Source organism: Lentzea sp. NPDC051208 (assembly GCF_040682435.1).
Lineage (GTDB): Bacteria > Actinomycetota > Actinomycetes > Mycobacteriales > Pseudonocardiaceae > Lentzea > Lentzea kristufekii.
In genome coordinates, this window is the sequence record NZ_JBFBAW010000014.1 from 174,850 (window position 1) to 189,332 (window position 14,483).

The 14,483-nt window shown below is 67.6% G+C and carries 12 protein-coding genes; 7 read left to right on the plus strand and 5 right to left on the minus strand.

The genetic code is table 11. The features are described from left to right. Positions 1-713: 713 nt before the first annotated feature. Genes AB0M48_RS31160 through rpmH form a run of 5 tightly spaced genes read right to left on the minus strand, consistent with a single transcriptional unit; the run spans position 714 to position 3,107 of the window. Positions 714-1,277, minus strand: coding sequence for a R3H domain-containing nucleic acid-binding protein (locus AB0M48_RS31160; protein ID WP_319983467.1), 564 nt, complete (start codon positions 1,275-1,277; stop codon positions 714-716). Positions 1,278-1,307: 30 nt separating this feature from the next. Beyond that, the gene (gene yidC / locus AB0M48_RS31165; RefSeq protein ID WP_363848842.1) at positions 1,308-2,336 is read right to left on the minus strand and encodes a membrane protein insertase YidC; all 1,029 of its coding nucleotides are present in this window, start codon (positions 2,334-2,336) and stop codon (positions 1,308-1,310) included. A 5-nt stretch (positions 2,337-2,341) separates the two neighbouring features. After that, positions 2,342-2,599, minus strand: coding sequence for a membrane protein insertion efficiency factor YidD (yidD, locus tag AB0M48_RS31170; protein ID WP_030480223.1), 258 nt, complete (start codon positions 2,597-2,599; stop codon positions 2,342-2,344). Then, positions 2,596-2,937, minus strand: a complete 342-nt coding sequence (gene rnpA, locus AB0M48_RS31175) for a ribonuclease P protein component (RefSeq protein ID WP_090006634.1) — start codon at positions 2,935-2,937, stop codon at positions 2,596-2,598. Before rnpA ends, yidD begins: the two co-directional genes overlap by 4 nt. Positions 2,938-2,963: 26 nt before the next feature. Beyond that, on the minus strand, positions 2,964-3,107 hold the full coding sequence (rpmH, locus tag AB0M48_RS31180) for a 50S ribosomal protein L34 (protein WP_030465619.1): 144 nt from the start codon (positions 3,105-3,107) through the stop codon (positions 2,964-2,966). Between the two features lie 347 nt (positions 3,108-3,454). On the opposite strand from rpmH, the gene dnaA reads away from it, so the two are divergent. The 7 genes from dnaA (at position 3,455) to gyrA (ending at position 14,465) form a co-directional block, all read left to right on the plus strand. Then, entirely contained in the window at positions 3,455-5,053 is a 1,599-nt protein-coding gene (gene dnaA / locus AB0M48_RS31185) for a chromosomal replication initiator protein DnaA (RefSeq protein ID WP_363848844.1), read from the plus strand. A 774-nt stretch (positions 5,054-5,827) separates the two neighbouring features. Beyond that, the gene (gene dnaN, locus AB0M48_RS31190) at positions 5,828-6,952 is read left to right on the plus strand and encodes a DNA polymerase III subunit beta (protein WP_363848846.1); all 1,125 of its coding nucleotides are present in this window, start codon (positions 5,828-5,830) and stop codon (positions 6,950-6,952) included. A gap of 43 nt (positions 6,953-6,995) precedes the next feature. After that, positions 6,996-7,910 (plus strand): phosphogluconate dehydrogenase (NAD(+)-dependent, decarboxylating), encoded by a 915-nt coding sequence (gene gnd / locus AB0M48_RS31195; protein WP_363848848.1) that lies wholly within the window; start codon positions 6,996-6,998, stop codon positions 7,908-7,910. 5 nt (positions 7,911-7,915) lie between these two features. Then, positions 7,916-9,022 carry a DNA replication/repair protein RecF gene (recF, locus tag AB0M48_RS31200; protein WP_363848850.1) on the plus strand — a complete coding sequence of 369 codons (1,107 nt, stop codon included), beginning with the start codon at positions 7,916-7,918 and terminating at the stop codon, positions 9,020-9,022. A gap of 118 nt (positions 9,023-9,140) precedes the next feature. After that, positions 9,141-9,674 (plus strand): DciA family protein, encoded by a 534-nt coding sequence (locus AB0M48_RS31205; RefSeq protein WP_363848851.1) that lies wholly within the window; start codon positions 9,141-9,143, stop codon positions 9,672-9,674. A 227-nt stretch (positions 9,675-9,901) separates the two neighbouring features. Continuing rightward, positions 9,902-11,872: a DNA topoisomerase (ATP-hydrolyzing) subunit B gene (gene gyrB / locus AB0M48_RS31210; RefSeq protein ID WP_363848853.1), complete on the plus strand. Its 1,971-nt coding sequence runs from the start codon at positions 9,902-9,904 to the stop codon at positions 11,870-11,872. Between the two features lie 49 nt (positions 11,873-11,921). Beyond that, positions 11,922-14,465, plus strand: coding sequence for a DNA gyrase subunit A (gene gyrA, locus AB0M48_RS31215; protein ID WP_363848855.1), 2,544 nt, complete (start codon positions 11,922-11,924; stop codon positions 14,463-14,465). Positions 14,466-14,483 lie beyond the last annotated feature (18 nt).

Here is a 14,483-nt window from a genome sequence, read left to right on the forward strand (position 1 = left end):
GGCAGGGTTGGGTTGCGAGGGCGGGCGCCGGTTCCAGCGGGGTGGTCGCCTGCCGTGCGGGCGGTCGCCTTGCGAGGGGCTGGGGGTTAGGCAGTGCGCGGGTCGGCTTGCGGTGGCCTGTCGCGTCCCAGCGGGGTGGGTCACCAATGCGCTCGGGTCGCCTTGTTTGGGTGGTCGCTCAGGCAGGACCGGGCCGGTGCCGGTCATCGCCGCTTCGCGACGATAGCGATTGGGGCTTGACCTTGAGCCTCTGGCGGGATGCTTAAACGGCCGGAAAAGGCCGGGCTGAAAAGCGCCCGGCCGTGCCCATGAGGGGAGCATCCCGCCCACTCAAGGTCAAGCCCCAATCGCAGTGCGGTGGTCGCTTCATGACCGCTTGACCAGCAGACCAAGGTTCACACGCCTCGGCTTCGCCGTTGCGTTGGATGGCAGGGTGGCTCGGCTTCGCCGTTGCCCTGACCGCGCGGTTCCTTGGTCATCGCGTCCGGTCTTCGTGTCGTGTCGACATGTCGGCACCGGGTGCAGTGTCCCGTTGTTGAGCTTCTGTTGTGGCGGGCCCTCAACCGATCGTGTGCTGACGGCAGGCGGGGTCTGCCCGTACTGCTCGGCGTCTGGCTTCGCTTGCTTCCTGTTCCGTCTCTTGCTCGTTCTGTCCGGGACAGCAAACGGCCCCTGATTCCGGTGGAACCAGGGGCCGTGGAATGCGGAAGCTGTCAGGGCTTCGGGAAGATGATGACCCGGCGCTGCGGCTCCTCGCCTTCGCTCTCGCTGTGCACGCCCGCGACCGTGGCAACGGCGTCGTGGACGACCTTGCGCTCGAACGGGGTCATGGGATGCAGGCGGGCGCGTTCGCCTGAGGCGGCCACCTTCTCTGCGGTGGTCTTGCCCATCTCCGCCAGTTCTGCCCGGCGGCCCGCTCGCCACTGGGCGATGTCCAGCATCAGGCGGGAGCGGACCCCCGTTTCCTGCTGGACTGCCAGGCGGGTGAGTTCCTGGAGCGACTCGAGGACGTTGCCTCGGGGGCCCACCAGCTTGGCGAGGTCTTCGCCGCCGTCGATGCTGACGATGGCCCGGCCGCTCTCCACGTCCAGGTCGATGTCGCCGTCGTAGTCGAGCAGGTCGAGCAGGCGCTCGAGGTAGTCGCCTGCGATGTCGCCTTCCTGGACGAGCAGGTCCTCGGTCTTGCTCTGCGACTGCGGCTCGGCCGTGTTCTCGGACTCGGCCGCGGCCTCCGACGACGCCTCCACGTCGTCGGTCGCCTGCAAGGTCTCCGACACGATGTCTCCTCTCCGGGGCAACGCCCGAAATCAGCGGCGCTTCTTGCTGCCCGGCTTCTTGCTGGTGGATCGGCCTGGGGTCAGGCCGGGGATGTCGGTGTTCGCGTTGCCGTTGCCGGCGTCCGGGGAAGCCTTCGGCGCTCCGCTCGGGCCCGCGGTCGGCATGCGCTTGGCGCCGTTGGCCGGCTTGGCTCCGGGGGCGGGCTTCTTCGGGTTGACCGGCTTCGCGCCGGGCTTCGGAGCGAGGGCCTGACGGGTCTCGACGACCGTGGCCTTCTTCTCCTCTTCCTCGGAGTCGATGCGCTTGTAGACGAAGTGCTGCTGGCCGAGGGTCCACGCGTTGTTGGACAGCCAGTACAGCAGGATCGCGACGGGGAAGAAGAAGCCACCGGCCAGGACGCCCAGGGGGAAGATCCAGAGCGTCAGCTTGTTCATGATGGCCGTCTGCGGGTTGTCCAGCGCGGCCTGGTTCTGGCGGGCGACCGAGTGGCGGGCCGTGAAGTGGGTCGCGATGGACGCCACGATCATCAGCGGCACCGACAGCAGGATGACGTTCAGGCGCTCGGTGCCGTACTGGGCCAGCTGGTCGCCCGGCATCGTGATGAACGTCGAGAGGTTCGTGCCGAAGAGCTTGGCGTTGACGAACGAGTCGACGCCCTGCTTGTCGAAGAAGTAGACCTCGCCCCAGCCGGGCTTGAACGAGCGCAGCACGTGGAACAGACCGATGAACACCGGGATCTGCACCAGCATCGGCAGGCAGCCGCCGAGCGGGTTGACGCCGTGCTCGGACTGCAGCTTCTGCATCTCCTGCGCCTGGCGCTGGCGGTCGTTCGGGAACTTCTTCTTGATCTTCTGCATCTCCGGCGCGAACTCCTGCATCTTCCGCATGGAGCGCACCTGGCCGACGAACGGCTTGAAGAGGATGGCGCGGAGGGTGAAGACCAGGAAGATCACGGCCAGCGCCCAGGCGAAGCCGCTCGACTCACCGAAGACCTTGCCGAACACCCAGTGCCAACACCACAAGATGAAGGACACCGGGTAGTAGATGAAGTTGAGCACGGGAGCTACTCCTCGGTGGATACGTCGGGGACCTGCCGCCTCGGCGGAACGGGGTCCAGGCCTCCAGGGTGCCAGGGTCCGCAGCGCAGCAACCGGCGGATGGTCAGCCAGGTTCCTCGAAGTGCGCCGTGGACTGTCAGGGCTTCCACCGCGTACGCACTGCAACTCGGGTAGAAGCGGCATGTCGGCGGCAGCAGCGGCGAGATGAACTTCCGGTAGAAGTGCACCGGCAGCAGCGCGACCTTCGCGGGCAACGTGGTCATCGCAGCACCTTGCGCAGGGCAGAAGAGAAATCGGCGGCGAGCTCGGAACTCGACGCCTCGGCTGCTGGAGCCAACGCCCGGACCACGACGAGAGTTCCCGGCGGCATCTCTGCCAGCGCGGGACGCACCACGTGGCGCAGGCGCCTGTAGACACGGTGGCGGACCACCGAGTTGCCCACTGCCTTGCTCACGACGAAGCCCACCTTGGACGAATCCAAGGTGGGCACGTCAGGCTTCAAGACGTGGACGACCAACCGGGGTCGTCCGGCGCGGCGGCCTCGGCGGACCACCAGGCCGAAGTCCTGGCTGCGGGTGAGCCGGGCGGCCGGTGGTAGCACGACGACGCTGCGCTTACCAGCCGCGGTCAGGCGGACAGAGTGGCACGGCCCTTGCTGCGGCGCGCGGCCAGAATGGCGCGGCCGGCGCGGGTCCGCATGCGCAGCCGGAAGCCGTGCGTCTTCGCGCGGCGGCGGTTGTTGGGCTGGAAGGTGCGCTTACCCTTGCTCACGGTCGGTCTCCCGGTGCTTCACTGCTGACAAAAGCCTTGTGGTTGTCCCCGACGGCAGTGGACGTAGGCGCGCGAAAGGCGCCCGTCGCAAGCGGGAGACTCGTACGAGGGTACGCATGCCCGGGTGCGGCAACCAAATCGGGGTGGGCCACGCCACGTCTTGTGGGGGGTGCCGGGCCTTGTTACCGTTCGTCCTTCGCGCGTGCCGGGCTGGCGTGGGAGCCGCCACCGACCGGCAACACAACGCACCTTTTAGTGCACAGTTGTGGATAACTCTGTGGATACCTCTATTCTCCGTGTCCACGTGTGGAGTCTTGGGCTCCGGTGGAGGGGAGGGGAGCGCGGAGGTGTCGAACCAGCAGGTCGATCTTGGTCTCGTGTGGGCCGAGGTGGTGCAGGAACTGGCGACCAGCCACCTGTCCCCCCAGCAGCGCGCGTGGATGAGGGTCACCCGTCCGATCGGGTTGCTGGATGGAACGGCACTGCTCGCTGCTCCCAGTGACTTCGCGAAAGAGGCGATCGAACGCGCACTGCGCGACCCGATCACCGCGGCGCTCTCCCGCAGGCTGGGCCGTACGGTCTCGCTCGCGGTGAAGGTCGACTCGCCGGAGCCGGTGAGTCCCATGAGCCCGCCCACCACGCCCATCCCGGTCCAGGCGATCCAGCCCGTGGCGCCGGTCCAGATCCCGCCGGTTCCCGGCACCGCGAACGGCGACACGCCCGGCTCCGTGATCACGGAGGACGCGGTCGCCGCCGACGGTGCCGAGGAAGAGGTCGACGAGGCCGGCGACGCGCTCGCCGCCGTCACCGAGATCTGGCCGACCTTCAACACCGCCAACGCGGCGGTCGCCGCGGCGCCGAACGCGAACCTGCCGTACACGCGGCCCGCGAACCCGTCGCCGTCGCAGACCCGGCTGAACGAGAAGTACAACTTCGACACGTTCGTCATCGGCGCCTCGAACCGGTTCGCGCACGCCGCGGCCGTCGCGGTGGCCGAGGCTCCGGCCAGGGCGTACAACCCGCTCTTCATCTGGGGCGAGAGCGGTCTCGGCAAGACGCACCTGCTGCACGCCGTCGGGCACTACGCCCAGCGCCTGTTCCCCGGCATGCGCGTGCGGTACGTGTCAACCGAGGAGTTCACCAACGACTTCATCAACTCGCTGCGTGACGACCGCAAGGTCGCCTTCCAGCGCCGCTACCGGGACATCGACGTCCTGCTCGTCGACGACATCCAGTTCCTGGAGGGCAAGGAAGGTACGCAGGAGGAGTTCTTCCACACGTTCAACACGCTCCACAACACGAACAAGCAGATCGTGGTGTCGAGCGACCGGCCGCCCAAGCGGCTGGAGACGCTGGAAGACCGTCTGCGCACGCGGTTCGAGTGGGGCCTGATCACGGACATCCAGCCGCCCGAGCTGGAGACCCGGATCGCGATCCTCCGCAAGAAGGCGGCGCAGGACCGGCTCGCGGCCCCGGCCGACGTGCTGGAGTTCATCGCCTCCCGCATCGAGCGGAACATCCGCGAGCTCGAAGGCGCGCTCATCCGCGTCACGGCGTTCGCGTCGCTCAACCGGCAGCCGGTCGACATCCAGCTCGCCGAGATCGTGCTGCGCGACCTGATCCCCGACTCGCACGCGCCTGAGATCACCGCACCGATGATCATGGCGGTCACCGCCGAGTTCTTCCAGGTCTCGATCGACGACCTGTGCGGCCCCGGCAAGACGAAGGCGCTCGCGCAGGCACGGCAGATCTCCATGTACCTGTGCCGGGAACTGACCGACCTGTCGCTGCCGAAGATCGGCCAGACGTTCGGCGGCCGCGACCACACGACGGTCATGCACGCGGACAAGAAGATCCGCAAGGAGATGGCCGAACGCCGGCGGATCTACGACCAGGTGCAGGAGCTGACGTCGCGCATCAAGCAGCGCGCCCGCCACACTCCCTGATCTCGCCCGGGTGGCAACGAAGGGGTCCTCCATCGCGGAGGGCCCCTTTTCGCGTGCCCGAGACGGGGCGGGCGACCGGACCCCGGCGCCTGGGGACGCGACCGGCGGGGCGAGAGGCGAGCACCCGGGTGTTGGCCGCGGCTCGACGGCCAACACCCGGGGACGGCTTCGGCGCAACGATGGGACTGCATCAGTCCGTGCGGCTCCAACCACCACCACGCGCCGCACACGTACCCAGGTAGACGAGGCTCGATCCGCCGCGCGGCGAGGCTTTCTGTTCGCCCCCGGCACTCGAAGGGGTGGGGACAACTGGAAAAGTCTGTGGCCCCGGCCACGATCTGGCCACAGAAGCCTGTTGAACACCCGGGTACAACTGGCCCGCACCCGGGGACGCACCCGGGGACAACTGTGGACGATCTGTGGATCGCCGGCTGTGCACAACTGGTTGTCCCCGGGTGCGTCGATCTGTCCCCGGGTGCTGTCCCCCCTTAGTCCACATGGTGACTGCCCCCTTGACCTGCATGTTCAAGGGCTGTCCCCACAATCCACAACCCTTACTGTTACTGCTGTTTGATCTCTTCTAGGAAGAACTCAAAAGCAAAACAGCGGTGGACAGCTCCCGGGGATCGGTGCCCGAACCCCGAAGTGACGGGAAGGGCCAGGACGCTCTAACGTGGTTGCTCCGCACCTCGGTCAGCCGAGGTCGAGGCTCCCTAACCCCCACTGGCACGTTGTCGTGGTTGGGCTTGTCGACTGTCGAGGAAAGGACGCCTCATGAAGATCCGCGTCGAACGCGACGGCCTGGCCGACGCTGTCGCCTGGGTCGCTCGCAGCCTTCCGTCCCGTCCGCCGGTCCCCGTGCTGGGCGGCGTGCTGCTCGACGCGGAGTCTGACGATTCGCTGACGGTGTCCGGGTTCGACTACGAGGTCTCCGCTCAGGTCGGTGTCCCGGCGACGATCGCCGACGGTGGCCGCGCTCTGGTCTCCGGGCGTCTTCTCGCCGACATCACCAAGGCGCTGCCGAACCACCCCGTCGAGATCGCGGTCGACGGCGCCCGGATGATGATCACCTGTGGCAGTGCCCGGTTCAGCCTCCCGACGATGCCGGTCGAGGACTACCCGGCCCTGCCCTCGATGCCCCAGTTGATCGGTGAACTCCCCGGCGAGGTCTTCGGTGAGGCGGTCAGCCAGGTCGCCGTCGCGGCCGGCAAGGACGACACGCTCCCGATGCTGACCGGCGTCCGCGTCGAGATCGGCGAGGGCAAGCTGACCCTCGTCGCCACCGACCGGTTCCGGCTCGCCATGCGGGAGTTCCCCTGGGAGCCGGACGCAACCCTCGGGGAGGTCGCGGTCCTCGTCCCGGCCCGCACGCTCGGCGACGCGGCCAAGACGCTCGGCTCGTCCGGCAGCAAGGTCGAGATGTCGCTCGCGGCCAACGACGGACTGCTCGGTCTCTCCGGCTCCGGCAAGCGGACCACCACCCGCCTGCTCGACGCGGACTTCCCGAAGTACCGCCAGTTGCTGCCGTCCGAGCACAGCGCCGCGGCGATCATCGACATCGACGCGCTGCAGCAGGCGATCAAGCGCGTGTCGCTCGTCGCCGAGCGCGGCACGCAGGTGCGCCTCGAGTTCGTCGACGGCGGTCTGCGCCTGTCCGCCGGTGGCGACGACGAGGGTTCGGCCGAGGAAGAGCTCCCCGTCGAGTACACCGGCGACGCGGTCACCATCGCGTTCAACCCGGGCTACCTGCTCGACGGACTCGGTGCGGTCCGCACGCAGAAAGTCCACTTGTCCTTCACCACACCCAGCCGACCGGCATTGCTGAAGCCGGTGGACGAGGATGGGAACGTGGCGCCGGGCTACCTGTACCTGCTCATGCCCGTTCGCCTTCCCGGCTGAGAAAACCCTTACCGGGTACCAGAAGAACACAGGGGAGAACACCGTGCAGCTCGGACTCGTCGGCCTCGGCAAGATGGGTTTCAACATGCGCGAGCGGGTGCGCCGGGCCGGTCACGAGGTGATCGGCTACGACCGCAACCCCGAGGTCAGCGACTCGGAGTCGCTGGCGGACATGGTGTCCAAGCTCGAAGCGCCGCGCGTGGTGTGGGTGATGGTGCCCGCCGGCGACATCACCCGTAACACCGTGAAGGAGCTGTCCGAGCTCCTGTCGCCGGGTGACCTCGTCATCGACGGCGGCAACTCCAAGTTCACCGACGACCGGGTCCACGCGGACCTGTTGGCGGAGAAGGAGATCGGCTACGTCGACTGCGGTGTGTCCGGCGGTGTGTGGGGCCTCGAGAACGGCTACGCGCTGATGGTCGGCGGCGACGCCGCGCACGTCGAGCTCGCGATGCCGATCTTCGACGCGCTGCGTCCGGAGGGTCCCCGCGAGGAGGGCTTCGCGCACGCGGGCAAGGTCGGCGCCGGCCACTACTCGAAGATGGTCCACAACGGCATCGAGTACGGCCTGATGCAGGCGTACGCCGAGGGCTTCGAGCTGCTCGACAAGACCGACGTCGTGGACAACGTGCCCGCCGTGATCTCGGCCTGGCAGCGCGGAACGGTCGTGCGCTCGTGGCTGCTCGACCTGCTGGTGCGCGCGCTGGAGTCCGACCCGGAGCTCGACGACCTGCGCGGGTACGTCGAGGACTCGGGTGAGGGCCGGTGGACCGTCGAGGAGGGCATCAACAACGCGGTGCCGCTCCCGGTGATCTCCGCCGCGCTCTTCGCGAGGTTCCAGTCGCGGCAGGAGGACTCGCCCGCGATGCGTGCGGTCGCCGCGCTGCGCAACCAGTTCGGCGGTCACTCGGTGCACCTCGCCGGACCGTCGTCCGGCGGCGGCAGCACCCAGGGCTAGCGAGAGTGCACGTCAGACATCTCCAGGTCAGCGACTTCCGGTCCTGGGAGCTCGCCGACCTGGAGCTCGAGCCCGGCGCGTCGGTGCTCGTCGGGCGCAACGGCCAGGGCAAGACGAACCTGGTCGAGGCGATCGGGTACGTGGCGACGCTGGGTTCGCACCGCGTCTCCAGCGACGGGCCGCTGATCCGGCACGGCGCCCAGCGCGCCGTCGTGCGGGCGGCCGTGGTCAACGACGACCGCGAGCTGCTCGTGGAACTGGAGATCACGGCCGGCAAGTCGAACCGGGCGCGGATCAACCGGGGTCCGGTGCCGCGTCCGCGTGACGTGCTCGGGATCCTGCGCACCGTGCTGTTCGCACCGGAGGACCTCTCTCTGGTGCGGGGCGATCCGAGCGACCGGCGGCGGTTCCTCGACGAGATGCTCGTGCTGCGCACACCGCGTTACGCCGGTGTCCGCAGTGACTACGACCGTGTCCTGAAGCAGCGCAGCGCGTTGTTGAAGACGGTGAAGCACTCCCGATCGGCGGACCTGTCGACGCTCGACGTCTGGGACGGGCATCTCGCCAAGCACGGCGCGGAGCTCCTGGCCGCGCGGTTGAAGCTGATCCGCGACATGGCGGACCACGTGACCTCGGCGTACGCGGAGGTCGCTCCGGAGTCGCGTCCGGCGCTCATCTCGTACCGGTCGAGCGTCGGCGACCTGCCGGAGGACAGGGAGAGCATCGAGGACCTGCTGCTGGCCGAGCTGGACCGCGTGCGGCGGCAGGAGATCGAACGGGGCGTGTGCCTCGTCGGTCCGCACCGGGACGACCTGGACCTGACGCTCGGCGAACTGCCGGCGAAGGGCTACGCCAGTCACGGAGAGTCATGGTCTTTCGCCCTCGCCCTGCGGCTGGGCGGGTACGAACTGATGCGTGTCGACGGCATCGAACCGGTGCTCGTGCTGGACGATGTGTTCGCGGAACTCGACCGCGGCCGGCGTCGGCAACTGGCCAAGGTGGCAGCTGCCGCCGAGCAGGTGCTGATCACCGCGGCGGTGGCCGAGGACGTTCCGGACGAACTGGTCGGTGCCCGGTTCGAGGTACAGGGCGGGGAGGTACGGCGTGTCTGACTCGGAGGCTGACTCTCGGGGTTCGAAGCCCCCACATGTAGCTCGATCGGGTGTGTCCGCCCACACATCTGGGGACAAGTCTGTGGATGGTGTGGATAACTCCGTCACAAATCCGGACTTGTCCACAGGTTCATTCACACCTGAGGGTGAGCAGCTGAAGGGTTCGGACCTCGCCAGGGCCGCTCTGGAGGCGGCGAAGGCGGCCGCGAAGGCGCGCGGACGGGTGCCGGGGAGCAAGTCGACGGGCCGTCCGGTCAACCGCCGGCGGCGTCGCTGGTCGGGCCCGGGCCCGGACGACCGCGACCCCCAGCCGCTCGGCCGGATCGCGTCCAGGATCGCGGCGGACCGCGGCTGGGTCGAGCAGTTGCAGGGTGGCCAGGTCTTCGGTCGTTGGGCAAAATTAGTGGGTGAGGACGTCGCCGAGCACGCGACACCGATCGCTCTCAGTGACGGGGAACTGACGGTCCAGGCGTCGTCGACGGCGTGGGCCACCCAGCTGCGCCTTCTGCAGCGCGAGCTGATCAAACGGATCGCCGCGGGTGTGGGCAACGGCGTCGTCAAGAGGCTCAGGATCAAGGGACCGGACGCTCCGAGCTGGCGACACGGCCCCAGGCACGCGCCTGGGCGCGGTCCGCGTGACACCTACGGGTGAGGTCCTGTCAAGGGCTCAGCGGCGATTCTGTGGCTCAATGAGTGTTCACCAGCGGATTTGAACCCCCGTTTCGGCGGTCCTGACCCGTCTGATGGCGCTTGAGGCGCTCTGTGACCGAATCAAAGGTGTCCTTGGCCCCGTTCTGTCGGGGTGCACCGGTAGAATCACAGAAGCGTCACCCATCACCGTGCGGGTCCTGCCCGCATCAGCGAGGAGACTCCAGGCCCGTGTCAGCTAAGAAGAATGAGTACGGCGCGTCCTCGATCACCGTCCTCGAAGGCCTCGAGGCAGTGCGCAAGAGGCCGGGCATGTACATCGGCTCGACCGGCGAGCGCGGTCTGCACCACCTGGTCCAGGAGGTCGTGGACAACTCCGTCGACGAGGCGATGGCCGGTTACGCGACGAAGGTCGACGTCACCCTGCTGGCCAACGGCGGCGTCCGGGTGATCGACGACGGTCGCGGCATCCCGATCGACATGCACCCGGTCGAGAACGTGCCGACCGTCGAGGTCGTCATGACCAAGCTGCACGCGGGCGGCAAGTTCGACAGCGACTCCTACGCGGTGTCCGGCGGTCTGCACGGCGTCGGCATCTCCGTGGTGAACGCGCTGTCCACCGCCGTCGACCTCGAGATCAGGCGCCAGGGTCACGTCTGGACCCAGCGCTACGAGGGCTCCAAGCCCGCGCACGAGCTGCGCCAGGGCGAGGCGACCGACGAGACCGGCACCACGGTCACGTTCTGGGCCGACCCGGAGATCTTCGAGACGACGACGTACAACGTCGAGACGATCGCGCGCCGCCTGCAGGAGATGGCGTTCCTCAACAAGGGGATCACGATCATCCTGCGCGACGAGCGGGTCTCGGAGGAGGACGAGGAAGCCGACGCCGAGGGCCACCAGGCCGCGGTGAAGGAACGCGTCTACCACTACCCCGGTGGGCTCGAGGACTTCGTCCGCCACATCAACCACACCCGCGAAGCGGTGCACCAGAAGGTCATCGCGTTCGAGGCGAAGGGCGAGGACCTCGAGGTCGAGGTCGCGATGCAGTGGAACACCGGCTACACGGCGTCGGTCTACACGTTCGCGAACACGATCAACACGCACGAGGGCGGCACGCACGAGGAGGGCTTCCGCGCCGCGCTGACGCGCGTCGTCAACGAGTACGCGCGCGAGAAGAAGCTCCTCAAGGAGAAGGACACCAACCTCACCGGTGACGACATCCGCGAGGGTCTCGCCGCGATCATCTCGGTGAAGTTGAAGGAGCCCCAGTTCGAGGGTCAGACGAAGACCAAGCTGGGCAACAGCGAGGCGAAGTCGTTCGTGCAGAAGTCGACGAACGAGCACCTGGCCGACTGGTTCGAGCGTCACCCCAACGAGGCGAAGACGATCGTCAGCAAGGCGGTCTCGTCGGCGCAGGCCCGCATGGCCGCGCGCAAGGCCCGTGAACTGGTCCGCCGCAAGGGTGCGCTGGACATCGGCGGCCTGCCGGGCAAGCTGAAGGACTGCCGCTCCACCAACCCGGAGGAGTGCGAGCTCTACGTCGTCGAGGGCGACTCCGCCGGCGGCTCGGCCAAGGAAGGCCGGGACTCCATGTACCAGGCCATCCTGCCGATCCGCGGCAAGATCATCAACGTGGAGAAGGCGCGCATCGACCGCGTGCTGAAGAACAACGAGGTCCAGAGCATCATCACGGCTCTGGGCACCAGCATCCACGAAGAGTTCGACCTGTCGAAGCTCCGCTATCACAAGATCATCATGATGGCGGACGCCGACGTCGACGGTCAGCACATCCGCACGCTGCTGCTGACGCTGCTGTTCCGCTTCATGCAGCCGCTCATCGAGCACGGCCACGTCTACCTCGCACAGCCGCCGCTTTACAAGATCAAGTGGCAGCGCACCGAGCCGGAGTACGCCTACTCCGACCGCGAGCGCGACGGCCTGATCAGGGAAGGTCTCGCGGCGGGCAAGAAGCTCGGCAAGGAAGACAACATCCAGCGCTACAAGGGTCTCGGCGAGATGAACGCCGAGGAGCTGTGGGAGACCACGATGGACCCGGCGAACCGGGTGCTCCTCCAGGTCACCATGGACGACGCCGCCACCGCCGACGAGCTGTTCAGCGTGCTCATGGGTGAGGACGTCGAGGCGCGCCGCTCGTTCATCACGCGCAACGCCAAGGACGTGAAGTTCCTGGACGTCTGAGTCCGGTCCCTTCTAGACATCCACGGCTGGCGAAGAGGAAAGAAGAACCGTGACTGAGACGACCCTTCCGCCGGAGCACGACCGCACCGAGCCGGTCGACATCCAGCAGGAGATGCAGAACTCCTACATCGCGTACGCGATGAGCGTCATCGTCGGCCGGGCACTGCCGGACGTGCGCGACGGACTCAAGCCCGTCCACATCCGCGTGCTCTACTCGATGTTCGACTCGGGGTTCCGGCCGGACCGCGGCTACAACAAGTGCGCCCGCGTCGTCGGCGACGTGATGGGCAACTACCACCCGCACGGCGACTCGTCGATCTACGACGCGCTCGTGCGGCTCGCCCAGCCGTGGGCCATGCGGTACCCGCTGATCGACGGCCAGGGCAACTTCGGCTCGCCGGGCAACGACCCCGCCGCCGCCATGCGCTACACCGAGTGCCGCCTGACCCCGCTGGCCATGCAGATGCTCGCGGACATCGAGGAAGAGACCGTCGACTTCCGCGACAACTACGACGGCCGCATCCAGGAGCCGACGGTCCTGCCGTCCCGCATCCCCAACCTGCTGATCAACGGCAGCTCGGGCATCGCGGTCGGCATGGCGACGAACATCCCGCCGCACAACCTCCGCGAGGTCGCGTCGGGCGTGGTGTGGGCGCTGGACAACTGGGAGGCCTCCGACGAGGACACCCTCGAAGCCGTGATCGAGCGGATCAAGGGCCCGGACTTCCCGACGTACGGTCAGATCCTCGGCAACTCGGGCATCCAGGACGCGTACCGCACCGGCCGCGGCTCGGTGAAGATGCGCGCCGTCATCGAGGTCGACGAGGACGCCAAGGGCCGCACGATCCTGGTCGTCACCGAGCTGCCCTACCAGGTCAACCCCGACAACCTCGTCGAGAACATCGCCGCGCTCGTGCGTGACGCGAAGCTCACGGGCATCTCGAACATCGCGGACGAGTCGAACAGCCGCAGCGGCATGCGCATCGTGATCACGCTGAAGCGCGACGCGGTGGCGAAGGTCGTGCTGAACAACCTCTACAAGCACACCCAGCTGCAGTACTCGTTCGGCGTGAACATGCTGGCGCTGGTCGACGGCGTGCCGCGCACCCTGCGGCTCGACCAGATGATCCGCCACTACGTGAAGCACCAGATCGAGGTCATCGTCCGGCGGACCAGGTTCCGCCTGCGCAAGGCCGAGGAGCGCGCGCACGTGTTGCGCGGTCTGGTCAAGGCGCTCGACCACCTCGACGAGGTCATCGCGCTGATCCGCCGGTCGCAGACGCCGGACATCGCGCGCACGGGCCTGATGGAGCTGCTCGACGTCGACGAGATCCAGGCGAACGCGATCCTGGAGATGCAGCTGCGCCGCCTGGCGGCACTGGAACGCCAGAAGATCATCGACCAGCTGGCCGAGATCGAGGTCGAGATCGCGGACCTCCAGGACATCCTCGCGAAGCCGGAGCGGCAGCGCGCCATCGTGCGCGACGAGCTCATGGCCATTGTGGACAAGTACGGCGACGACCGGCGCACGGAGATCATCCCGTTCGACGGCGACGTGTCCATGGAGGACCTGATCGCGGTCGAGGACGTGGTCGTCACGATCACGCGCACCGGCTACGCGAAGCGCACCAAGACCGACCTCTACCGGGCGCAGAAGCGCGGCGGCAAGGGCGTGCAGGGCGCACAGCTCAAGCAGGACGACATCGTCGCGCACTTCTTCGTGTGCTCGACGCACGACTGGATCCTGTTCTTCACGAACAAGGGGCGGGTGTACCGCACGAAGGCGTACGAGCTGCCCGAGGCGAACCGCAACGCCCGCGGCCAGCACGTCGCGAACCTCCTCGCGTTCCAGCCGGAGGAGGAGATCGCGCAGGTCATCCAGATCAAGAACTACGACGTGTCGCCGTACCTCGTGCTGGCCACCCGCAAGGGTCTGGTGAAGAAGTCGAAGTTGTCCGACTTCGATTCCAACCGATCGGGTGGACTAATCGGCATCAACCTGCGTGAGGACGACGAGCTGGTCGGAGCCGTGCTGTGCTCAGCAGATGACGACCTGCTCATGGTGTCCGCGGACGGCCAGTCGATCCGCTTCCACGCCACCGACGACGTGCTGCGCCCCATGGGGCGTGCCACGTCAGGCGTGCAGGGCATGCGCTTCAACGCCGATGACGAGCTGCTTTCCGTCGGTGTCGTCCAAGAGGGCCTGTTCGTTTTGGTCGCGACGGACGGTGGGTACTCGAAGCGAACGCCCATCGAGGACTACCCGGTCCAGGGGCGTGGCGGCAAGGGTGTGCTGACCATTCAGCACGACCGCCGACGTGGGAGGCTGGTGGGCGCGCTCATCGTCGACGTCGACGACGAGCTCTACGCCATCACCTCGAGCGGCGGGGTCATCAGGACTCGAGCCGAGCAGGTGCGCAAGGCTGGACGGCAGACGAAGGGCGTGCGGCTGATGAACCTCGGCGAGAGCACCACTTTGATCGCCGTCGCACGCAACGCGGACGAGCCCAGCGACGTCATCATCAGTGAGGCGTCTGCCGCGGAGGACTCTGCCGCTGACCAGGCAGCCACCCCCACCGACTCGGCTGAGTAGTCGGATTCGCTAGCGAGA